Here is a 22,612-nt window from a genome sequence, read left to right on the forward strand (position 1 = left end):
GCATTCGCAGCTTCGTATTGCCCATTGCACGGCTGTCGATGTCCCAGAATGCTCCTGCTGGTGCAGGGCCCAAGCTGCTGTAGCGCCTCATTGAATGCAGATAATTGTGGCGTCAGTGGCTGGTATGGTGTGTTTTTTGGGGGCTGTGCTGCTACACTTGCGCTGCTGCGCCATACAGGCGTGCGCAAAATCGGGAGAGTGCATGCACGGCAGCGCCGTGTGATGACGCCGAAGGAGCAACCGCCCCGGAATCTCTCAGGCAAAAGGACCGATTTTGCAAAAGCAACTCTGGAGAGGCACCGGTCGAAATCGTCGGACCGGAACACCGTAGGAGCAAACTGGCAGCGCGCGCTGCTTGTGAAATCTCTCAGGTACAGCACAGAGGGGGTGTTAGCCGTCATGGGTGTGACGGCTGGCCATTCAATCCCTCGACGTTGCGGAGAGCCCTCTTGAATCACTCAATTGCAATCATTGGCGGTGGCATCACCGGCATTACCACTGCGTACGCGTTGGCCCAACGCGGCTATGACGTCACGGTCATCGAGCGGCATCGCTATGCGGCCATGGAGACCTCGTATGCCAACGGTGGCCAGTTGTCGGCCTCGAATGCCGAAGTCTGGAACCATACCTCAACCATTTGGAAGGGGATCAAATGGATGCTCAAAAAAGATGCACCATTGCTGGTCAACCCCAAACCCACTTGGCACAAGCTGTCGTGGTTTGCCGAGTTCATTGCCAATATCCGGCACTACGAAAGCAACACCGAAGCCACGGCCCGTCTGGCCATTGCAGCGCGCAAGCATTTGCTGGCTTGGGCTGATCAAGAAGGGATTGATTTCGACCGCAAAGACCGTGGCATCTTGCACATTTACCGCGACAAGCAGTCATTCGAGCATGCGGCCTTTGTCAGCACCATGCTGGCCAAGGGCGGCTTAGAGCGCAGGCCAGTGACGCCGCTGGAGATGAAGCACATCGAGCCGACTCTGGCGGGCAACTACTACGGCGGTTTTTTGACCGAGAGCGATTTCACTGGCGATATCCACCGATACACCACCGGCTTGGCCGCAGCTGCTGTGCGCCTAGGGGTCAAAGTGCTCTACAACCAAGAGGTGGCCAGCGTCAAAGCAGTGCAAGATGGCGTGCGTATCACCACCCGCAGCAATGGCCAGGAGAGTCAAACCCACTATGGCCGTTTGGTGGTTTGTGCAGGCACGGCCAGCCGCAGTCTGGCTGCCCAGCTGGGCGACCGAGTCAATATCTACCCAGTTAAAGGCTATTCGATCACGGTCAACCTCGTCGATGAAGCCAGCCGCAATGCTGCGCCCCAGGTCAGCTTGCTCGATGACCAAACCAAAATTGTCACCAGCCGTTTGGGCGAGAGCCGCTTTCGGGTGGCTGGTACGGCCGAGTTCAATGGCATGGACAGGAATATCCGCGCTGACCGCATCAAGCCTTTGGTGCAATGGGTTGAGCAGTGCTTCCCCGGCGTCAGCACTGAAAGCGTTGTGCCCTGGGCCGGTTTGCGTCCGATGCTGCCCAACATGATGCCGCGCGTGGGTGCAGGGCGTTCGCCTTTTGTGTTCTACAACACCGGCCATGGCCATCTCGGCTGGACCTTGTCGGCCGCCACTGCGGACATGATCGCAACGCTGATTGCTGAGAGCCAATACGGTGCCATCAGCCACCGTGCCAGTGCGCAAATGGCCTGATCCAAGTGGCCCTGTGTGCAGTCGGTGTGATCTGCGCTGCACACTGAAAATTAAACTCTTTTTAAGACGGTGCTGTGAGGTGCCCGGATTGGCTTGGCGCTCTTCGATTAAGCACCGTTTGGCAACAGGCAAGCTGGGCATTGATGATTAAAAATTGCTTATATATAGGGGGCCAAAAGATGCATTGTCATGCCTCTTGCTAGCGCCTACTATCGAGTCCCATGGGCAATGGGTTGAAGTAGGTAAGCACATGGCACTCAGTGTTTTTGACATCTTCAAGATTGGCATTGGGCCGAGCAGCTCGCACACGGTGGGGCCGATGCGGGCTGCACGCATGTTCACGCGCGCGCTGCAAGAGGCTGCGCGTTTGCAAGAGGTGCAGCGCGTGCAGTCAGAGATGTTTGGCTCCTTGGGGGCCACTGGCAAAGGGCATGGCACGGATACGGCTGTGCTGTTAGGCCTGTCGGGCCACGAGCCCGACACGGTCGATGTGGATGCGGTCCCAGACATGCTCAGCCGCATCCGTGCGCAGCAGCACATCGATCTGGCAGGTAGGCACCGCATTGCGCTCAACGAGAAAAAAGACTTGGTCTTGCACGTTCTGAAATCGCTGCCTTTTCATCCCAACGGCATGCAGTTCAGGGCCTTTGATGGCGCAGGCGGTCTGATCCTTGAACGAACCTACTATTCGGTTGGCGGTGGTTTTGTTGTCAGTGGCAGTGTGGCGGCCAATCCTGCGCAGCAGAAAGTGGTCGCGCCCGGCCCGGACGTGCTGCCTATGCCGTTTCATAGTGGCCAAGAGCTGCTGGCGCTGACGAAGCGGCACCAGTGTTCGATGGCCGATGTGATGCGCAACAATGAGCTGCACTGGCGTACAGCGGCCCAAACGCAAGCGGGCTTGCTGCGCATATGGGAGGTGATGCAAGCCTGCGTGCAGCGTGGCATTCGATCACAAGGGCAATTGCCCGGCCCATTCAAAGTGCGCCGACGCGCCCACGATTTGGCACAGCGTCTGGGCAGCCCTACGGCGGCTTTGCAGGACCCGTTGGCGGTGATGGACTGGGTCAATCTGTATGCGATGGCCGTCAATGAAGAAAATGCCGCCGGTGGGCGGGTCGTGACGGCGCCGACCAACGGGGCTGCTGGCATTGTGCCTGCGGTGCTGCATTATTACGTGCGCTTTGTCACAGGCGCCCATACCAAGGGCATTGAGGACTTTTTGCTGACTGCGGCCGCAGTCGGTCTGTTGTACAAGGAGAACGCTTCAATTTCCGGTGCCGAGGTGGGCTGCCAGGGGGAGGTGGGGGTGGCGTGTTCGATGGCTGCAGCCGCTTTGTGCGCGGTCATGGGCGGCACGCCCGAGCAGGTTGAGAATGCGGCTGAAATTGGCATGGAGCACCATCTGGGCCTGACTTGCGATCCAGTTGGCGGACTGGTGCAAATCCCCTGTATTGAGCGCAATGCCGTGGCCGCAGTCAAAGCCATCAATGCGGCCCGGATGGCGTTCTACGGCGATGGGGTACACACCGTCAGCCTGGACCAGGTGATCAAGACCATGCGCGAAACGGGGGCGGACATGCTCACCAAATACAAGGAAACTGCACGCGGTGGGTTGGCCGTCAATATTGTTGAATGCTAAGAAGTCTGCCAACCGTGTGGTCTGCACCTTGCGTCTGATGCCTTGCCACTGGTTGCCGAGCAGCCTTGGCAGGCCGCGCTGACCTGCATTGCCGAGTGCCGCTTGGTGCCGCTTGGTGCCGTTCAGCGTGCAGGGTATTGGTGCAAACCGCCAACCAGCTTGGCCAGCAAGGCGCTGAGGTTGGCTTGCTCCGCCGCATCCAAGCCAGCCAGGGCCTGCTGCTCATTGGCCACATGCAGCGGCAAAATATGCTCGATCAGCGCCAAACCGGGCTCACTCAGGCGCACCAGAATGCTGCGCCTGTCACTGGGCGCAGGGATGCGCTCAATCAATCCTTTTTTCTCTAGCCTGTCCAAGCGGCTGGTCATTGCACCCGAGGACAGCATCAAGCCTTCATGCAGCTCTGTTGGCGTCAGTGCATAGGGCGCGCCTGCACGCCGCAGCGTTGCAATCACATCGAACTCGCCCTGGTGCAGCTCGAACTGCGCAGCCAGTGGACCAAACCAGTGGCGGTCCATCAAGTGGCAGGCTTCCAATAAACGTCCCACCAGCGTCATGACGCTGGCGTCCAGATCGGGGCGCTCCCGAATCCATTCGTCTTGTGCGCGTTGTGCTCGGTCTTTCATAGTGTGCTAGTGAGAAATGACTGGGTATAACGTGCATGATAAATCGGCGCGATCAATTGTTATAGAAATGATTTCATATAATTTGATATCAAGATACTTTATATTGAGATATGGCTGCAGATAAACACACTCCTTTGTTCGTCGTTGTTGCCGTAGTCGCGGTAGCGTTGAACTTGCGACCAGCGTTGGCGGCTATTGGCCCTTTGCTGGACATGCTTGAGTCGGCCACTGGCTTGTCGTCAACCAGCGCCAGTTTGCTGACGACGCTGCCGGTGTTGATGATGGGCGTGTGTGCGCTGGCAGGCGGCACGCTCAGCGCTGCACTTGGCGAGCGGCGCGGCATTGGTTTGGGCCTGGCTCTGATTGCTGTTGCCTGTGCTGCGCGCGCCTTGGCAGGTGTGGCCAGCCTGTTGCTGCTGAGCGCCTTGGTCGCTGGGGTCGGCATTGCTGTGGTGCAGACCTTGATTCCGTCTTTTATTAAACGGCGTTTTGCGGCTCAGGCCGGGCGCGTGTTTGCGCTCTACACCACCGCAATCATGGGCGGCGCTGCGGTGGCTGCGGCAAGCTCTGCGTGGCTGGCCCAGCAGTGGGGCTGGGCCTGGGCTTTGGCGGTCTGGGCACTGCCTGCGGCGCTGGCGTGGCCCATGTGGTTGTGGGCGTCACGCAGCGGCGCTGTGCCAGCTTCTGCTGCTGCACTGCATGGCCAGGCTGCCAAGCAGCCATCGACTGCTTTTTGGCGCAATCGCCGCGCCTGGGCTTTGCTGGTCTTTTTTGGCATTGGCACTGGCGCGTATACGCTGGTGCTCGCATGGCTGCCGCCTTACTACACCGGCTTGGGGTGGCCAGCATCTGAGGCGGGCATCCTGCTCGGTGGCGTGACGCTGGCCGAGGTCCTGGCTGGACTGGTGGTATCGGCCTGGATTGGGCGCTTTCCAGACCGACGCGCTCCATTGCTGCTGGCCTTGCTCTGCGTGATTGCTGGATTGGCGCTTTTAATAGTCGCCCCCTTGTCGATGGCTTTGCCAGCCAGCGGCTTGCTCGGGCTGGGTATTGGTGCGCTGTTTCCGCTGTCGCTGATCGTCACGCTGGACCATATCCAGGAGCCGACACAAGCGGGCCTGCTGGTGGCCTTTGTACAAGGCGGGGGCTACATCATTGCCAGCGGCATGCCGTTACTGGCGGGTGTGCTGCGCGACCATTTTGCCGACCTGAGCCAGGCCTGGGCCATCATGCTGGTTGGGGCGTTCGTGCTGTTGGCGCTGTGCTGGCAATTCTCGCCTGCGTCGTACAAGACAATCAATGTGTCGACGCGCTAGAGAAGCTTTGCGACACGCCCTGTGGTGGCCTGCAAAAGACGATTGGCAGCTGATCTTGATACCGCCTCGTTCCAGCCATGAGGCTCTTGCAGAGCCACCCTAGGCGGTGTTGGCGGCTGCAGGCAATGGGTTCTTTTTTATCGCAGCAGCCAGTGCTTGTGCGATAGTGCGCGCTTGCCAGACCCAATAGCTGGCTGATGTTGAAAGAGAAGGGCTTTAGTTGCGATGGAACAAATTCAGGACCTGTTTAAGTTGATCAGTGTTGGCTTTGCCTTGCTGATTCCGCTGGCCAACCCGATCACATCGATGACGATGCTGCTGACCTTGGGCGCGGGCCTGACTAAGCAAGAGCGTGCCAAGCAGGTGCGGCAGGCGACAATTTATGTGTTTTGCATCATGTGTGTGACCTATTTTGCTGGCCACGCGATCATGAGTCTGTTCGGCATTTCGGTGCCAGGCCTTGGTATTGCTGGCGGGCTGATTGTGGGCTACATCGGCTTTACGATGCTGTTTCCGACCTCGACCAGCCACGAGGTCGTCAAAGACATGCCCGAGGTCAGTCTTAAAGCCAATGACAAGCGCATGGTGCCCAATATTGCCTTTGTGCCGTTGGCGATGCCAGGCACCGCAGGGCCAGGCACGATTGCGATGATCATCAGTGGCTCGGCCAGCTTGCACTCGCCAGGCGGTACCGAGTACGCGCTGTGGTTGTTGTATGTGGCGCCGGTTGTGTTGTTTCTGATCGTCTCTGGGATTTTTTGGGCTTGTTTGAACTTTGCCGACAAATTGCTCAAGCTGCTTGGCGATGGTGGTTTGGAGGCTTTGGCGCGCATCATGGGCTTGCTGCTGGTCTGCATGGGGGTGCAGTTTGTGATCAATGCCGTCACGACCTTGGTCAAGGGCTTTGGGGGGCCGTGAGGCCACAGTCTGAATAAGTCGCACCAGGCTGGTTGTCGGCCAAAACCGATAGACCAAGGCTGTCGCCCATTTTTACGCCATTGCACGCGTTGGGGTGGCGCTGGCGCTGACGGCCAGTGCCCTGCATAGGCTCAAACGCCGCCTTGGCGGCGCACGGCTGATAAAGATTGCGCAGCGGCGTTATTTTTTGTAAGGTCTGGCCAGTTCAATCAGACGCGGATAGACCGATACATATGGCTGCTTCACCTCCCAGTTGGTTACGTACCTTGGTCAATGCCCATCCTGCGCTGTACTGGCCCTGGCGGCATTCGTTGCGGCTGGCCTTGCTCACCACTGTTCCGCTTGCCGTGGGCTTTTACACCGGGCATTTGACTCAGGCACTGTTTGTCTGTCTGGGGGGCTTGCTGTCTGCCATCACGGTACAAACGGACCCGTATTCCGAACGATTTCCGCGCATTTTTGCTGCTGTGCCGTTTGGCATGCTGGGTTTTTTTTGGGGCGCATTGATTGCTGGCAACCACTTGGCAACGATTGCTGGTGTGGTACTGGCCGCCTTGGTGTCGGGCTGGATCAGTTTTTGGGGCAAGACATTTTCGGCAGGAGCGCTGCAAATGCTGGTGCTGACGGTGATTGCTTCGCATTTGCCGCCAGGGTCGGTGTCGCTGTGGCTGCCCGTGCTGTTTGCTACGGGTGCTGTTTATGCTGCGACGCTGTTGGCCATTGAGGCTTTGCTCATTCCCAAGCAGCCAGAGAAAAAACTGGTCGCCCTGGTATTTGATTCTCTGGCCGAGTTCGCTCGAACTGCGGCGCTGTCAGACAGCAATGATTCTGCTGTCAAAGCCGCTTTGCACAATACGTTGCTCAACCAAGCCAACGCCTACGATGTGCTAAGCGACATCGATGTGCGCCAAGAAGGTTTGCCCAAGGCCAGGCGTGAAAGGCCCATGGGCCAGCAGTGCCTGACTTGGCTGGATGCTTTGACGGTCTTGATTGCCAAGCACCGCGGTGATGCAGCCAACTTACTGCCGTTAGCCGATTTTTTGAAGGCAACAGCCCATGCGGTGATGCACCCGCATGCCGCCAATTCGGCCGCCAGGCTGCAGGCTATGGCGCTGCCGCAGCAAGCCGAGATCGCCGCTGTGGTCCAGTCCATCGCGGTATTGTTCAGCCAGCCGCTGGATTTTGAGCGCACCCGGGCCAAATCGGTCGCGCGCCGCTTGGCTGATGACTGGCATGGCTTGTGTGCCGGCGGCTTGCGCGTCAAGCTGCAGGCCCAGCGCAGCAACTTCGTCAATATCCTGAGCCTGGCTTTGTGCATGCTGGTGGCGATGCTGGCCGAATTCAATTTGCCGGGCAATCGCTCTTACTGGATTCCGCTGACCGTCGCGGTGATTTTGAAGCCTGATTTTGGCTCAGTGTTCGTGCGTGCAGTGCAGCGCAGCTTAGGCACTTTGCTTGGGGTATTGATTGCCGTGGCGATTTTTTATTGGGTGCCCAAAGGCATGTGGCTGGTCGCGGTCGTTGGCTGCCTGAGTGTGATACTGCCATGGTCATCGCTGAAAAACTATGCATGGCAGTGCACGTTTTTAACGCCTTTGATTTTGATTTTGCTGGATTTGATCATTGCCGGGCCGACAGTCGATTACGGCCAGCAGCGTTTGATTGACACGGTCTTGGGCGCGCTGATCGTGCTGGTGTTTGGCTATTTCATTTGGCCTAAACCTGTCACCACCAGCTATGCACAGCACAGGCAGAGCTTGCGCAAAGCCGTGCTGGCCTATCTGGCGGCATTGCAGGCTTGGCAGCCCGGCGCCCAGGCCAGCAGCACAAGCGGCGGCGGTCTATTAGCTGCCACGCAGACCGAGCGGCACCAAGCCTATGCAGAGATTTTCAGTTTGCGCAAATGGCTGCAAAATTTTTTGGGTGAGCCGCCTGCAATCAGCCAGCAAGCCTTTGAGAAATTGCCGTGTATGGACGAGGCCGAAGCCTTGGTGGATGCAATAGACAGCTATGCGGTGCAATGCCAGACCAGCGGACAAGCTGTGGCTGAAGACCAGATGGCCCAATGGACCGAGCAAGCCAAGGTATTGGGCTGAAGCTGGGCCGCGTTGGACTCAAGAGGGGTGTAGTTGCCATGGCCATTGCGTCACCGTAGGGCAATAAAAAAGCCCGAATGCACACAGTGAAATCGGGCGAAATCGGTTTGTATAAGCATTGAAAACGCCAGCTTTTGCTGGCGTTACGACCCTGGTCGTATCGGCGAATTCGAATGGATTAGCGAATGGTCAGGTTGTTTTTAACGCCTTTGACGTTATCAACGCTTCTGGCAATCTCACCTGCGCGGGCTTTTTCTTGGGCATTTTTAGCAAAGCCTGACAGCTGCACTTCGCCATTGAGTGTCTCTACGCTGATCGCCATGGCCGAGGTGTCTGGGCTTTGGGCCAATTTTGCCTTGACTTGGGTAGTCAGGGTCGCATCGTCAATGTAGGAGCCCACTGTTTGCTGGTCACGGGCTACGGCGCAGCCAGTGCTGGCCAAAGCCGTCACGCCCAAAACAGAGGCCAGTGCGATAGCAGAAAGAAAGCGATTGGTCATGGTCTAGCTCCTTGGTGTTGGTATTGGAATAATGGTGGTAAATAGTGAATCGACTCTCAAGGGGCAGTTTGCATTGAGTCCCTCGAGTGAACTGTGTGTTTGGCAGGTTGGGCCTGCTAAACCATTGGCTATTTCCTCTGGATGAGGTTGAGCACAAAAGTGATCACGGCGATCACGATGAATACGAAGAACAGAATCTTGGCAATTTCAGTGGCACCTGCAGCGATGCCACCAAAACCAAACAAGGCTGCCACTAGCGCAATGATGAAAAAGATGACGGCGTACCTCAGCATAGGGTCCTCCTAGGTGTTGCATGCTCCAAAGAGCACCTCTCACTTTGAAATCGTTTCAGTGATGCTGTTTCGCTGCATCGCTAAACCGTGGCTCAATAGTAAAAGGCCCAGGGCCGGTCGTCTGTCAGCGCAAGGCGCTTTAACGCGTAGGACGGCTCCTACAGCCCAGGCGCAGGCCTGGCTTTGCCTGACCAGGCGGTGTAGAGCCCAGCCAGTACGATCAAGCTGGTGCCCAGATAAAAACCCAGATTGGGCTGTTCATGCCAGACCCACAAGCCCAATAAGGTTGCCCAGATCAGGGTGCTGTAGTCAAACGGTGCTACGGTGGACGCTGGGGCAATCCTAAATGCCTGGGTGATCAAACCCAGGCCCATGGTGCTAAAGAGGGCCAGCCCAGCCAAGTGCCACACATGCTGCCATTGCAGCGGCTGCCAGGACCAGGCAAGTGGCACAACGGTAAAGACCAGTTGGCACAAGACGATGTAGAGCATCGTGGTGAGCATGTGCTCGCCCTGGCGTATCCAGCGTGCGCTGACCATCATCAAGGCGTAGAAAAAAGCCGTTCCCACTGGTAGCAAGGCCGCCCATTGGATCGTCTCGCCAATGGGCTGCACAACGAATAAGACACCCACAAAGCCCAGTAAGACGGCAGCCCAGCCTCCAAAGGAGACGCGTTCTTTGAGCAATACCACCGAGATGGCGGTAATAAACAAAGGCGCGCAAAACGCAATGGCGGTGGCGTAGGCCAGCGGCAGGCGCGTCAAGCCCATATAAAAGCACACTGCAGCCACCACATTGATCGCGCCGCGCATCAGGTGGACTGGAAGGTTGCGGGTTTTGAGGGCAGTTGGCCCTAGCGTAGCCACAACCAGCAGAACCAGCACTGGCAAGGCCAGCGCGGTGCGCAGAAACAGCAGCTGCATCGGTGAGTAGAACGCGCCCAGCCATTTGGCCAGGCTGTCACTGAGCGCAAGCGACATGGCGCCGCACAGCATATAAGCAATGCCCGCCTTGATGCGGGTATGGGGGAGGTAGTCGTTCAAGGACATATACGGTAACAACGAGGGGATTTGGCGCATGGCCAAATATGTGACGAATTGTCGCGCAAGCGGTGTGTTGCAGCGCAGGCCGTGGCGCGAACACCCATCAAGCGTAGGGCATGGAGCAGGGCTTGACAGGCTGGCCCAGAAGGGCGTTTAGACAATCAAAGCCCGTCGCTAAAGTGCGGCCCATCACATGGCGACAGTTGTAGGGCCACTGGCGCGTTGCAAGCCTGTTTAGGGCTTGCAATGCCATCAGTGCCAAGCCAAAATGGGCAGGTTGGTTTCCAATTGAAACAATGTGGGCTCTCTGAGAGCCTGCTCATCGTGTTCTAAGGGGGGCTTTGCATGGGCTACAGCGGACAAGTTGTTTCAAAGGAAGCTGCGCGTGAATCGTGAGCTCGGGGCTGGAGAACGTTTGGCGCACTGGCAAGGTTTTGTTCGAGTCTGATCTTTACGGCCTCGTGCCAGAGCCTCTCAGCGGCATCGCAATTCTTTTTTTCAAAGCTAGAAAGCACTATATGACTATAAATCAACCATTGAGTGACCGTTTTTCCGATATTTTGGCCAGTGCATGGTGGCTGGTATTGCTGCGCGGTATTGCCGCAGTGGTGTTTGGTGTGCTGACGCTGATCCAGCCCGAAGCATCCTTGGTGGCTTTGCTGCTGATTTTTTCCATTTACGCGATTGCCGATGGTGTGATTGGCATTTGGACAGCCCTTAGCAACAAGAGCAGCAATGCCCAATGGTGGGTGTTGTTGCTATGGGGCATTGTCAGTGTGTTGGCTGGTATTTTAGCCTTGGTTGCACCTGGTGCGGTGCTTACTTTTGCGATGTACTACATCGCGTTTTGGGCGCTGATTACCGGTGTGCTGCAAATTGCCGCAGCGATTCGTTTGCGCAAAGAAGTGCAGGGCGAGTGGATGCTGATTCTGGCTGGCCTGCTCTCGGTGGTGTTTGGTGTGCTGGTGATTGTGCAGCCAATTGTTAGCTTGGTATCAATTTTGTGGCTGATTGGTTTGTATGCGCTGTTCTTTGGTGTGCTGCTGGTGGGCTTGGCATTCAAGGTGCGTCGCGCAGTGAAAGCCTAAGAATCCTTTTAAAACCTGGTTGCAGCAAAGCACTGCGCGAGCCGCGCGGTGCTACGCACACTCAATTGATCAAACCATTTTTCAGCGCATAGTAGGTCAGGTCGCTATTGGTGGATAGGGCCAGTTTCTCCAGCAAGCGGGTACGGTAGGTGCTGACGGTTTTGATGCTCAGCGCCAATTCGTCGGCAATGTCGCTGGGGCTTTGGCCTTGCGCTAGCCGGATGAAAACCTGGAACTCGCGCTCTGACAGTTGCTCGTGTGGCGCGGCGCTGGTGTCTTTGCTCAGCTGCTGTGCCAGCAAGTCGGCCACTTCCAGGCTGATATAGCGCTTGCCCATTGCGATCATGCGCACGGCTTTGACGATTTCCTCCGGATCGCTGTCTTTGTTGATATAGCCACTGGCTCCTTGCCGAATCAGATTGACCGCATAGTGTTCTTGAGGGTGGGTGCTGAAGATCAGAACGCCTAGATCGGGGGCTTTGGCTTTGACTAAAGGCAAGGCATCGAGGCCGCTGAGCTCAGGCATCGATACATCCATGATCAGCACGTCAAGTGCGTGTTGGCGCACGATGTCTATCGCTTCTTTGCCGTTGGCGCCTTCAGCGACAACTTGCAAGTCCACATGGTGCGAGAAAAATTCCTTCAGACCAGTGCGCACAATCGCATGGTCGTCGACGATTCCTACTTTAATCATTTTTGGGTTCCTCTGAAGGGGCTGGCTGGGCGGACCCTTGGATGCATGAGCCACCATTGTGTGGCATGTAAGCATGGTGACGCGCTGCCAACCAACAAGCATGGCACACTGATGTAGGCATTCCTCACTCAGGTGTCCGCATCATAAAGGGCTGCTTCAGGCGGCGCTGGCTGGTATGTTGGGGCGCTGCAGCAGATAAATTTTATTTGGTCCAGGTAACAATTACGCAGGGATTTCTCATGCGTTCTAAGCTAGAGTCGGATGCGCTGACTGCGCAGTTCGCCTTTGCTGGTCAAACACAAGGTGCTTGGTTCATCTACCAGCACTTTCGCCGTCCAGTCGTGTGCGCACCATTGGGATCCATGGTTTTTTTATCGCGGTTGTTGTGTCTTCCTCTTCCTCTTACAAATTTTTGCGACGCAGTGGTGCACTGATACGCAGCCCTTCGCTGCTGATGGCGATCGCCTCGTGCATTCTGTTAGGTATTTTGGGTGTTAATGAAGTGGCGTTTCGCGGCGCCAACAGCGCGCTTGAGCGCGGTATTCAATACCAGCGTGAAAACTTGCTGACCAACCATCTGGTGCAAAGCCTGTTGCAGGCCGAAGCCCAGCTCAAAGGCTATATAGCAAGTGCCGATGTGGCTGCTAAAGAGCAGTATTTGCGCGCGCGCGCAAGCCCAGAAGCAGCTCCAAGAGTTGGTACAAACTACCAAGCCCAGTTTGCCGGAGTTTGCGTTGCTACGCACAGAAGTCAGCGATAGCCTGGAGGAAATGCATACGCTGATGGACTTGTACAGCTCGGGGCAGCAGGAGGTGTTGCAACTGGCCATGAGCCATTACCGCGCAGGCCAGGGCATTGCCACTGTTCAGAACGTTGAGCAGCGTTACCAGGCTGCTCAAACTGCTCAGATTGAAAAAACCCATAAAAAAATAGCGTTTTTTCTGCGTCTTTCACAGTTGGGGGTGGCCTTGGTGAGTTTGGCTGCTTTGCTGGTGTTTTTTTTGTATTTGCGCAAGGTCAAAGCCGATCGCGCATTGCAGCTGGCGCGTCAGGAACGGCTGGAGTTGATTGTGCAGCAGCGTACCGCTTCGCTGTTTGCGCTGGCCAGCCATTTGCAGGATGTGCGCGACCAAGAACGGGCTGCATTGGCACAAGAGCTGCATGACGAGCTCGGAGCGTTGATTACTGTGGCTAAGCTGGATGTCGCCAGCTTGACCGCTACGATGCGCACGTTTGATGATTCAAAGCGCAAGGAGGTGGAGGATAAACTCACGCACTTGCAACAAATCTTGCTGCAATTGTTTGCGATAAAACGCCGCATTATTGACCGTTTGTTCCCGACGACATTGGCCAGTTTAGGTCTGAAGGAAGCTTTGCTTTTATTGGTGCAGCAGTTCGCCACCGCCAGCGGCATGGCTGTGCATTCACAACTCGATGATGGCATCGTGCTGCCTGAGAAAACCCAATTGATGCTCTACCGCATCGCCCAGGAAGCACTCAACAATATCAGCAAATATGCCGAGGCCACTGAGGTGCATGTCCAGCTCACGCGCAATATGAGCACACGCACAGTCAGTTTGGTCATTGAGGACAATGGCAAAGGTTTTGACGTCGACCGCATGCCTGCTACCACCTACGGCATCAAAGGCATGCAGCATCGCGCTCAAGCCCTGGGGGCAACCTGGAGCCTGAGCTCAGGCGCCCAGGGCACTCGCATCAGCGTCGAGATCGGCGAGTAGCCAGCGGGGGCGTGATGCCACCCCGCCTAGATCGATAAACAGGCTCTTGGAGCCTGTTCAGCAAGATTGGAAGAGGCGCTCAAACTGGCAACAGCCAGGGCCCGCTTGATGCTTATGCCGCCGGCTCAAGCAAACGTTCTTTGAGGGTCTGACGGGCGTGAGCATCCAAGCCGATGTGGTCTTCCAAAAACTGTGCGACACCACCGAAGTCGGTATCGATCTCATCGTAGGCCGCCTGCATGAAGCTGGGTGTGACGCGCCACAATACGCTCAACACTTCGGCTGGCAGTGGGTGGCCGCTGGCCTTGGCAACCGGCTTGTAGAAGTCATTGGTGAGCAGGTAGTCTTGCATGATGGTGTTGCGATCCACCCCCAACAGCTCCAGCAGCATGGCAGCGGCAAAGCCTGTGCGGTCTTTGCCTGCGGTGCAGTGAAACACCAGTGCTGATTCATTGGCCAGGACTTCATCAAAAAAATGGCGGTATTGCGCAGCATTGAAATGGACAAAGCCAACGTAAGTTTGCTCCATCAATTCATGGGCGGTGGCTGCGTTGAGGTCATTGCCCGTTGCCATCAGACTGGAGAGGCTTTGCACCACCTTGGGTTCGATGGGGATGGAGATACGCTGCAGATCTGCAATGTGGTAATTGCTGGCATCAGCCTCTGCTGTGCCGCGAAAGTCAATGCTGCGTGTGACCTGCAGTTGAGAAAAGCGCTGCAGATCTGCTTCGGTGAAATCCGAGAGCCGGTCGGAGCGGTATAGCTTGCGCCATTTCAGTGCGCGATTGTCGTGCGTGCGATAGCCGCCTAAATCGCGAAAGTTGCTCACCCCCTCAAAGGGGATGTGACGGTGTGTATCGTGCTTGGTCATGACGCTATTGTGGCTGGGAATATGAATAACTTGTGATAATTGAGTGACATGAAGGCTTTTATGCAGCGAGCTGAGCAGGGCGTGGTCAACACCCGTTTTGAGACGCTCTGTGCTGGCTTGTCGCACTCTGTGTAACACCTGTGGTTTCGTGCCAGACTAAGAGACTGTTAACGATCTTGTCGCAGACTGCGTTGAAGCCCAAAAGGATACGATGCGCGGCAAAAACCGCAGTCGGGCTATTTGCCCGGCGAGGATTTTTAACAAGGCAGTTTGCCTTTTGGGCGCCAACCCGAAGGGCAAGGAGCAAAAAAGCGCATATGGACGTTGCCCCTTGTGCGCGTGTCGTCGTACGCGCTAGTTACTGCTGCCTAGCGTTGCGTATTTTTTTTGTGCACTACGCCACGGCGTGGAGATGATCGGCAGGCATTGAATCCCGCCGTGGGGCCATTGATGATGTTTTCTTTTTGCGAACTGCTTTCTGAGCGTGCGGTTGCCAGTGGGCAGTACGTTGGTCGTTTTGCTCCTTCACCCACAGGGCCTTTGCATGTGGGCTCGGTGGTTGCAGCGCTGGCCAGCTGGTTGGATGCGCGTGCGGCGGCCGCACAGGGACTGCCTAGCACTTGGCTGGTGCGAATCGAGGATGTGGACAGCCAGCGCTGCTCCCCAGCTGCAGCACACACGATTGTGCGGCAGCTGCAATTGCTCGGGCTGCATGCCGATGGGCCGATTGTGTGGCAATCACAGCGCGATGCGGTGTATGCCAGTGCGCTGCAGCATTTGCAGCGCAGCCAATTGGCCTATGCCTGTCGCTGCACTCGCAAGGACATTGAAGCGGCCTGGCTGGCCAAGGGCGTGACTAAGGCCCGCTTTCAAACCCTGATCTATCCTGGCACCTGCCGCCATGCTGTTGCGGTAGAGCCGGTGCGGGCCTGGCGATTTGCGCTGCCTGAGCCAGACTGCACACTTGTGACTGAGGGGGAGCCAGGCGCACTGGCCAAGCTGCAGACACAAGCGGTGCAGTGGCACGATCGCCGCTTGGGGTTGCAGTCTCAGAACGTCTGCCAGGAGGTGGGCGACTTTGTATTGTTGCGTGCCGATGGGGCTTGGAGCTACCAGCTCGCGTGCATAGTTGACGATGCACTGCAAGGCGTCACGCACATTGTGCGCGGTGAAGATTTGTGTGATAACACTGCGCGACAATTGCTGTTGCAGCAAGCGTTAGGCGTGCCAGCGCCACAGTATTTGCATGTGCCGCTGGCACGCGATGCGCGCGGCGAAAAACTCTCCAAAGGCAACCACGCCCCCAGCATTGACGAGTCCGTGCCGCAGCGCAGTTTATTGGCGGCAGCCCACGTGCTGGGCCTGCCTACGCAAGGGCAGAGTGAGGCGCAGGCACCAGCACAATTGCTGGCGCCTTGGGTGGCTGCGTGGGCTGCACGGTATCCTTTGAAGCCACCAGGCGCACCACTGCGCTGACTTGGGGCGTGGTTGAACAGAGCTTCTTATTTGGCATCGGTGTTTGCCAGTGCTGGGCTGCTGTGGCCCATCAGCAGCGTGAAGCAGCAGCCATGCTCGGAGCTGTCGACCTGCATTTGCCAGCCCAGATGCTCGGCAATACGCAGCACGATCGACAAGCCCAAGCCTTCACCACCTTGCGACACGCTTGGTGCAAAGCGCTCGGCACCATGGGGGTTCAGCTCAGGCGGTAAACCCGGGCCTGTGTCGGCAATCGCCAGGCGCGAGGCGCTCAGGCTGATGCGCACCTGGCCTTGCTGCGTGTATTGGCAGGCATTGCGAAGCAGATTCCAAATCACACTGCGTGCCAATTCTGCATTGGTGTGAAGCGTGACTTCCTCAGGGGCATCGAGGTGTAGCGCGACAGGTTTTTGGCCCAGCCATGGGCGCGCGCGCGTGACGCATTCCTCGACCAATGGGCGCAAGCTGACCTTGGTATGCGCGATCGTCTCCGGTGCGCGCGATAGCAGCAGCAAGCAACTGAGTTGTCGCTGCATTTCTTCAGTGGTGCGCACAATGCGCTCGGCACTGCCCAACAAACGGCTGTCTGTGGGCAGCTGGTGTGCGATGGTCTCCGCCGCTCCGCCAATAATGGCCAGCGGCGTGCGCAGTTCATGACTGGCATCGCTGGCAAAGGCTTGTTCGCGTTGCAAGAATTGCTCCAGCGTATGCTTATGTGCGGCAAATGCGCGTGCCAGCTGGCCCATCTCGTCGCTGGCCTGCTCGAATGGCAATGGCTGGGCTTGGTGCTCTACGGCGTCAGCTAGCTGCTTAATCGGCGCAATCACGCGCGCTGAGGTCAGGCGACCAATCCAGAAGGCGCTGACAATGCACAGCACCACGATCAGCAGCATAAAAGCATCAACCATCGGCTCTAAATGCTCAAAGTATGTGCTGTCCTGAAGCAGGTAGTAGCGTTGGTCGTTGGACTCGAAAACCAGCAGATGCCATGGCTCTGGCTGATCGAGCTCGTGCACACCCAGCGGATAGTTGCGCAGTGCCTGCGGCACGCTCAAGGCGTCATAGAGCTGACGCCCAGGCGGGACCTCCAGCGCATAGCCTTGCTGCAGTGCTAGCGCTAGCCACTGCGCTTCATTGCGCATGCTTTCGCCAAAGATGTACTGCTCCATCGCTACGTAGGCCAGATGCGCAACACTGGCAACCAATAGCATCACGGCCGCCATCAGCAATACAAACGATATGGTAATGCGGGTTTTAAGCGTCATGGCAGCTTGGGTGGTGGGCGCTGATGGGCAGGTTCAGCGGGTTGCCGTGTTTGGAGGCTCTGGTGTGTGCATGCGCAAACCGACGCCGTGCACTGTCTCGATCAGTGGGGGCGTAAATCCTTTATCGATGTGTTGGCGCAAATCGTGGAGATGGGTGCGCAAGGCCCCGCCTTCTGGCGGTGCGTCCCCCCAGAGCAGGTATTCGAGCTGCTGCTTTTTGACCACGGCCGGGGCCGCACGTATCAAACTCAGCAGTATTTTATGGGTCGTGGGTGTCAGCGCAATGGTCTGTCCTTGCCGCCAGGCTTGAGGAACGCGGCTGTCAACTTGCAAGTCATGCCAGCTGAGCACGCCCTGTACTTGTCTGCCCTGTGCTCGCCGCACCAGAGCCTGGATGCGCGCATCCAGTTCTTTGAGTGAAAAAGGTTTGACGAGGTAATCATCTGCGCCTTGGGCCAGGCCCTCTACGCGGTCGTCGATCGGGTCCCTGGCGGTCAGCATGATGATGGGAGTGGCAATCTGAAATTCTTGGCGCAGCTTGCGGCACAGCGTCAGGCCATCAAGCCGAGGCAGCATCAGATCCAGCAAGATCACATCGTAATCCTGTTGCAGCGCCATCGACAGGCCAGTTGGGCCATCACGTGCCTCACTGAGCAGATATCCCAGAGGCTCGAAGAAATCGTACAGGTTCGCCAGCAGTTCGGGGTTGTCTTCAATGATGAGCAAACGTGTCATAAGCAGCTGTCTGGTCTTACTGACCGTATTGAAGTTTGAAATGCCGCTGGAATAGACAGCAGGTCAATTGTGAACAATTTTTAGATTATTGGATGGCCCTGGTGTCTTAACAAACTCCTCACATTCTCTTTTCGATACTAGCGGAATTTGATTCATGGGGAATTGTGTGTTTCATCGTTTAGCCTCCTTGCGACTTAACGCAGTGCAGCTGACCTGGCTGGCTGCGGCATTCTTCACCACGATTGGCAATTTTGTTCTATGGACGACGCTCAACGCTGTGGTCGAGCGCAATAGCCTCAACAGCAGCTTGTTTTATTTGAGTTTGCCAGTTTTTATTTTTTGCCTTTTAAACCTGATGTTCACACCAGTGATGGCCTTGCCCTATGTGCGCAAGCCTCTGTTGGCATTGGCGCTGGTCATCAGTGGCGCCTGCACTTATTTCATGTACCACTACCAGGTACTGATAGACCGCGGCATGGTGCAGAATTTTTTTGAGACGAACCAGGCTGAGCTGACATCTTATTTCTCTATTCCTTTACTGCTGAGCATTGTGTTGCTCGGCGTGGTGCCCGCTGCGGTTGTTTTGACACTGCGCACCAAGCCATTTGGCGGTCCGCTAAACACCTTGTTGTGGTGGCTGGGCAATGTGTTGGTGAGTTTGGCGGTGCTTGCGGTCATCAGCATGACTTTCTACAAAGATTACGCCTCGCTGATCCGCAATAACCGCTACATAATGAGCCAGGTTTTGCCTGTGAACTTTATTCGCAGTACGGAAAGTTATTTCAAGCGGCAGTACGCTGCCAAAACGCGAACTTTTGAGGCCGTGGGAGAGGATGCGTGGCGCCCTGCGCCAGCGCCAGGACAACGCCCGAAATTGCTGGTGGTCGTGGTCGGAGAGACCGCGCGGGCGCAAAACTTTCAGCTCAATGGCTATGCACGGGCAACCAACCCTTATCTCTCTGCGCGCGACGATATCATCAGCTTCCAGCAAGTGAGCTCTTGTGGCACAGCCACTGCGGTGTCACTGCCGTGCATGTTTTCACGCATGCCTCGCGCACAATTTAATGAGGTCACAGCAGCGACGGAGGAAAACCTTCTCGATATTTTGCAGCGCACTGGTGTGTCGATTCTTTGGCGCAACAACAACAATGGCGGCTGCAAAGGCGTGTGTGATCGCGTTGCGACGGACGATATGCCCAAATTGCGTATCGAGGCGCAATGCTCCAACAAGGACGGCACGTGCTATGACGATGTGCTGCTGAGCCAACTTGAGAATCGCATTGATGCCATGCCAGGCGATGGGCTCATTGTGCTACACCAGTTGGGCAGCCATGGGCCGACGTATTTCGAGCGCTATCCGGCACAAGACAAGGTTTTCTTGCCCACCTGTGACAGCAACCAGATTCAACAATGCAGCAATGAAGCGCTGACCAATACCTACGACAATACCTTGCTCTACACGGATCGCATGCTCAGCCAAACCATTGATTTACTGCAGAATTACGCAGGGCAACGCGATGTGGCGATGGTTTATATTTCAGACCACGGCGAGTCACTGGGCGAGCGCGGCATGTACTTGCATGGCACGCCTTATCTGCTCGCACCCCAGCAGCAAACACAGGTTCCCTTGGTGATGTGGTTGCCAGAGGCATTTGCACAAAGTACCAATCTTGATCTCGGTTGTTTGCGCAGCAATGCCGCTGACAAAAAATACAGCCAAGACAATTTTTACCACTCACTATTAGGGCTTTTTGATGTGCAGACCAGCGTCTACCAGGAGCCATTAGACCTGTTTGCTGAATGCCGCAGCCCCAGGAGCATGGCCGCGTCAGAGGCTGGCACAGACGATGCCTCCGGGGCGGCCAGCTAAGCGCCCCCGACCACACCTTAGCCACGCAACTACGCGGCACAAGCTGCTGCCTTGCTAGCTGCCCGGCGAGAGGTGATAGTAAAGCCGCGCCTTTATGGGATCCAAATCCCAAAAAATCAATGGGGCGGCAAGGCACACGAAACCACATGGTCACATTGTTGCCCCTACAGACAAATGCGTGGCACAGGCGCTTCGCACGGCCTCTCGGCTAAGCCTTGCGTGACTGCGTGCTTGCGTAAAGACCATGAACAGGCACTTGATGAGTCCAACGCTACAGCAAAGCCGGGCCGAGGTTGGCCGTGGCGTGTTTGGCCCATGTACAGCACTGGATAGGGGGCGGCCAATCGCCAGCACCCAGCAATCTTCGCCATCGCATCGATTGTGGGCTTCCCTAGGGTTTTCGATATGGAGCTGCTTTTATCGAAGATGGTACATTTGTTTTTAGTGAAAACATTTGTACCATTTCTTCAATGCATCTTCGAGAATTGACCATCGCCATTGAGACTGCGTTTCCCAGTCTTGGCCTGGAGCTCCAACGGGCGGCTACCTGGGTGCTCAACCATCCGCGTGAGGTTGGATTGATGTCCATGCGCAAACAAGCCGAAAGCGCGGGTGTCACAGCCAACACCATGATCCGGTTGGCGCAGTCGGTGGGATTCGAGAGCTACATCCCGTTTCGCAAAGTATTCCAAGATGGCTTGACGCATGAAGCGCCGCACTACACCGAGCGAGTCAAGAAACTGCAAGTGGGCATGGACCGCGAATTCGACGACGAACTTCTGCGTACCCATGTCAGCAATGTCCAGTCACCGACCTTGAGCAATTCGCCTGATGCCATTGCGCAAGCAGTTCATCGCATGAGCCAGGCCAGACGCATTTTCTTTCTTGGCGCGCGCTCGTGTTTTGCCATCAGCTACCACTTCTCATATGCCTACAGCATGATTGCTGACAACGGCGTGTTGGTGCATGGCTTAGGCGGAACCTACCCGGATCAACTCGACTCCGCAGGCCCTGAGGACTTGCTGGTGTGCATTACCCAAAATCCTTATGGACGCCAGGCGCTGGAAGCGGCCAAGCTGTGCAGCCAAGAAGGGGTGTCGGTGCTGGCATTGACCGATAGCAAGATTGCGCCCATTCAAGCGTATGCAAGCCAGTCTTTGTTGTTTGATGCAGGCACGCCTTCGTATTTCCATTCGATGGTGGGTTCGCTGGCCCTGGTGGAGCGACTGCTTGCCAAGTTGGCAGCCACAGGTGGCGAGCCCATGCTGCGGCGCATCGAAGCTTTTGAACAAAGACTGGGGGCCTCCAGCGCCTATCTCAGCCATCCCCAAGCGAAAACCAAACCCTCGAAGAAATCCCCATGAGCCACGTTTTTCATCGCAATTTGCGCGCCACTTTGCCCAAAGCTGTCAGCGCGTCTGGTATCCATATCGTCGATCAGCATGGCAAGCAATATATCGATGCCTGTGGTGGGGCTGCAGTGTCATGCCTTGGTCACAACCATCCCAGTGTGTTGGCTGCAATGCAGGAGCAAATGCACAAGCTGGACTATGCCCACACCAGTTTCTTCACCACGGATGTGGCAGAAGAGCTGGCGGAGCTGATGGTTGCCAATGGTCCTCAGAACATGCGTAAGGTGTACATGGTCTCCAGCGGTTCTGAGGCCATTGAAGCGGCATTGAAAATGGCACGTCAATATTTTTTGGAGCGCGGTGAATTCAAGCGTACCCAATTCATTGCACGCCGCCAAAGCTACCATGGAAATACCTTAGGAGCCCTTGCCGTGGGCGGCAATGCGTGGCGCAGAGAGCCATTCCAGCCGCTGCTGATGGATGCGACCCACATCGCACCGTGCTATGCCTACCGCAACCAGCGCGAGGATGAGTCAGCCCATGGGTATGGGCAGCGCCTGGTTGCCGAGCTGGAGAGCGAGATTGTGCGCTTGGGCCCTGACACGGTGATTGCTGTGTGCATGGAGCCTGTGGTGGGCGCCACGCTAGGGGCGGTGGCGGCTGTTGAAGGCTACTTTCAAGGCGTTAGAAGGGTTTGCGACAAATATGGCGTGTTACTCATTGCCGACGAAATCATGTGCGGCATGGGCCGTACTGGCACTTTATACGCGTTGGAGCAAGAGGGGGTTGAAGCCGATCTCATCACCGTTGCGAAAGGTCTGGGCGGTGGCTACCAGGCCATTGGGGCGGTTCTGGTGAGTGAGAAAGTGGCCAACGTTTTCTCGTCTGGCTCAGGACAATTCATGCATGGCCACACCTACATAGGACACCCGGTGGCTTGCGCTGCCGCACTGGAAGTGCAAAAAGTGCTGATGCGCGAGGAGCTGGTGACGCATTGCGCTGAGATGGGCCCGTATCTGCGAGACAGCCTGCACCAGGCCTTTGATGCCAATCCATTCGTGGGAGATATACGAGGCCGTGGACTCTTCCAGGCCATAGAACTCGTGCAATCCAGAGAGGACAAAAAGCCCTTCGACCCAAGATTCAAACTCAATGCACGCATCCGCGATGCGGCCATGGATCTGGGGCTCATGGTGTATGCGATGGGGGGGACGATCGATGGCCGGCTTGGTGACCACATTCTGTTGGCTCCTCCCTTTACGGTTTCGCCAGCGCAGGTACAGGAGATTGTCGACAAGCTCCAACAAGCAGTGCAGCTTGCGACTTCGTCCATTCCGTTGTCGACAGCGGCGGTGTAGCACTTTCAATGATTTTTCCAGGAGG

At 56.5% G+C, this 22,612-nt stretch carries 20 protein-coding genes and 1 riboswitch; of the genes, 12 read left to right on the forward strand and 8 right to left on the reverse strand.

Annotated features, from left to right (window positions below; genetic code table 11):
* The first annotated feature begins 181 nt into the window (after positions 1-181).
* A riboswitch (glycine riboswitch) is annotated at positions 182-281 on the forward strand.
* Positions 282-449: 168 nt separating this feature from the next.
* Together E8K88_RS05885 and E8K88_RS05890 are read left to right on the forward strand one after the other, a co-directional pair.
* Complete coding sequence (locus E8K88_RS05885) at positions 450-1,709, forward strand: D-amino acid dehydrogenase (protein ID WP_136405733.1); 1,260 nt, start codon at positions 450-452, stop codon at positions 1,707-1,709.
* A 250-nt stretch (positions 1,710-1,959) separates the two neighbouring features.
* Complete coding sequence (locus E8K88_RS05890; RefSeq protein ID WP_136405734.1) at positions 1,960-3,348, forward strand: L-serine ammonia-lyase; 1,389 nt, start codon at positions 1,960-1,962, stop codon at positions 3,346-3,348.
* A 122-nt stretch (positions 3,349-3,470) separates the two neighbouring features.
* On the opposite strand, the gene E8K88_RS05895 is transcribed toward E8K88_RS05890, so the two are convergent.
* Positions 3,471-3,974, reverse strand: a complete 504-nt coding sequence (locus E8K88_RS05895) for a MarR family winged helix-turn-helix transcriptional regulator (RefSeq protein WP_136405735.1) — start codon at positions 3,972-3,974, stop codon at positions 3,471-3,473.
* A gap of 110 nt (positions 3,975-4,084) precedes the next feature.
* On the opposite strand from E8K88_RS05895, the gene E8K88_RS05900 reads away from it, so the two are divergent.
* From E8K88_RS05900 to E8K88_RS05910, 3 genes are all read left to right on the forward strand, one after another.
* Positions 4,085-5,290, forward strand: a complete 1,206-nt coding sequence (locus E8K88_RS05900; protein ID WP_136405736.1) for an MFS transporter — start codon at positions 4,085-4,087, stop codon at positions 5,288-5,290.
* A 225-nt stretch (positions 5,291-5,515) separates the two neighbouring features.
* Complete coding sequence (locus E8K88_RS05905; RefSeq protein WP_276606656.1) at positions 5,516-6,208, forward strand: MarC family NAAT transporter; 693 nt, start codon at positions 5,516-5,518, stop codon at positions 6,206-6,208.
* 233 nt (positions 6,209-6,441) lie between these two features.
* Positions 6,442-8,304, forward strand: a complete 1,863-nt coding sequence (locus tag E8K88_RS05910) for an FUSC family protein (protein WP_136405737.1) — start codon at positions 6,442-6,444, stop codon at positions 8,302-8,304.
* A 178-nt stretch (positions 8,305-8,482) separates the two neighbouring features.
* Here E8K88_RS05910 and E8K88_RS05915 read toward each other — a convergent pair whose 3' ends face one another.
* The 3 genes from E8K88_RS05915 to E8K88_RS05925 form a co-directional block, all read right to left on the reverse strand.
* Positions 8,483-8,803 carry a BON domain-containing protein gene (locus E8K88_RS05915; RefSeq protein ID WP_136405738.1) on the reverse strand — a complete coding sequence of 107 codons (321 nt, stop codon included), beginning with the start codon at positions 8,801-8,803 and terminating at the stop codon, positions 8,483-8,485.
* A gap of 128 nt (positions 8,804-8,931) precedes the next feature.
* Positions 8,932-9,096, reverse strand: coding sequence for a DUF1328 domain-containing protein (locus tag E8K88_RS05920; RefSeq protein ID WP_136405739.1), 165 nt, complete (start codon positions 9,094-9,096; stop codon positions 8,932-8,934).
* A 158-nt stretch (positions 9,097-9,254) separates the two neighbouring features.
* The gene (locus E8K88_RS05925; protein ID WP_136405740.1) at positions 9,255-10,145 is read right to left on the reverse strand and encodes a DMT family transporter; all 891 of its coding nucleotides are present in this window, start codon (positions 10,143-10,145) and stop codon (positions 9,255-9,257) included.
* Between the two features lie 512 nt (positions 10,146-10,657).
* Between E8K88_RS05925 and E8K88_RS05930 the strand changes: the two genes are divergently transcribed.
* The gene (locus E8K88_RS05930) at positions 10,658-11,227 is read left to right on the forward strand and encodes an HdeD family acid-resistance protein (RefSeq protein WP_136405741.1); all 570 of its coding nucleotides are present in this window, start codon (positions 10,658-10,660) and stop codon (positions 11,225-11,227) included.
* Between the two features lie 61 nt (positions 11,228-11,288).
* Here the strand turns inward: E8K88_RS05930 and E8K88_RS05935 are convergent, their stop codons facing one another.
* Complete coding sequence (locus tag E8K88_RS05935; protein WP_136405742.1) at positions 11,289-11,921, reverse strand: response regulator; 633 nt, start codon at positions 11,919-11,921, stop codon at positions 11,289-11,291.
* A gap of 385 nt (positions 11,922-12,306) precedes the next feature.
* Between E8K88_RS05935 and E8K88_RS17995 the strand changes: the two genes are divergently transcribed.
* Both E8K88_RS17995 and E8K88_RS05940 read left to right on the forward strand, forming a co-directional pair.
* Positions 12,307-12,681 (forward strand): hypothetical protein, encoded by a 375-nt coding sequence (locus E8K88_RS17995; protein ID WP_168797256.1) that lies wholly within the window; start codon positions 12,307-12,309, stop codon positions 12,679-12,681.
* Entirely contained in the window at positions 12,617-13,660 is a 1,044-nt protein-coding gene (locus tag E8K88_RS05940) for a sensor histidine kinase (RefSeq protein ID WP_168797257.1), read from the forward strand. Before E8K88_RS17995 ends, E8K88_RS05940 begins: the two co-directional genes overlap by 65 nt.
* A gap of 112 nt (positions 13,661-13,772) precedes the next feature.
* On the opposite strand, the gene E8K88_RS05945 is transcribed toward E8K88_RS05940, so the two are convergent.
* A complete protein-coding gene (locus tag E8K88_RS05945) occupies positions 13,773-14,531 on the reverse strand; it encodes a tyrosine-protein phosphatase (protein ID WP_136405744.1) in 759 nt (252 codons plus the stop codon).
* 453 nt (positions 14,532-14,984) lie between these two features.
* On the opposite strand from E8K88_RS05945, the gene gluQRS reads away from it, so the two are divergent.
* Positions 14,985-16,007 carry a tRNA glutamyl-Q(34) synthetase GluQRS gene (gene gluQRS / locus E8K88_RS05950; RefSeq protein WP_136405856.1) on the forward strand — a complete coding sequence of 341 codons (1,023 nt, stop codon included), beginning with the start codon at positions 14,985-14,987 and terminating at the stop codon, positions 16,005-16,007.
* 26 nt (positions 16,008-16,033) lie between these two features.
* Here gluQRS and E8K88_RS05955 read toward each other — a convergent pair whose 3' ends face one another.
* Positions 16,034-17,272 carry a sensor histidine kinase gene (locus E8K88_RS05955; RefSeq protein ID WP_136405745.1) on the reverse strand — a complete coding sequence of 413 codons (1,239 nt, stop codon included), beginning with the start codon at positions 17,270-17,272 and terminating at the stop codon, positions 16,034-16,036.
* Between the two features lie 33 nt (positions 17,273-17,305).
* Entirely contained in the window at positions 17,306-18,007 is a 702-nt protein-coding gene (locus E8K88_RS05960; RefSeq protein ID WP_136405746.1) for a response regulator transcription factor, read from the reverse strand.
* Positions 18,008-18,173: 166 nt separating this feature from the next.
* Here E8K88_RS05960 and E8K88_RS05965 point away from each other — a divergent pair, with 166 nt between their 5' ends.
* The 3 genes from E8K88_RS05965 (at position 18,174) to E8K88_RS05975 (ending at position 22,587) form a co-directional block, all read left to right on the forward strand.
* On the forward strand, positions 18,174-19,877 hold the full coding sequence (locus E8K88_RS05965; RefSeq protein ID WP_205880033.1) for a phosphoethanolamine transferase: 1,704 nt from the start codon (positions 18,174-18,176) through the stop codon (positions 19,875-19,877).
* 470 nt (positions 19,878-20,347) lie between these two features.
* On the forward strand, positions 20,348-21,241 hold the full coding sequence (locus E8K88_RS05970; protein WP_136405748.1) for a MurR/RpiR family transcriptional regulator: 894 nt from the start codon (positions 20,348-20,350) through the stop codon (positions 21,239-21,241).
* Positions 21,238-22,587 carry an aspartate aminotransferase family protein gene (locus E8K88_RS05975; protein WP_136405749.1) on the forward strand — a complete coding sequence of 450 codons (1,350 nt, stop codon included), beginning with the start codon at positions 21,238-21,240 and terminating at the stop codon, positions 22,585-22,587. Before E8K88_RS05970 ends, E8K88_RS05975 begins: the two co-directional genes overlap by 4 nt.
* Positions 22,588-22,612: the final 25 nt, after the last annotated feature.

Source organism: Lampropedia aestuarii (assembly GCF_004803635.1).
GTDB classification, from domain to species: domain Bacteria; phylum Pseudomonadota; class Gammaproteobacteria; order Burkholderiales; family Burkholderiaceae_C; genus Lampropedia; species Lampropedia aestuarii.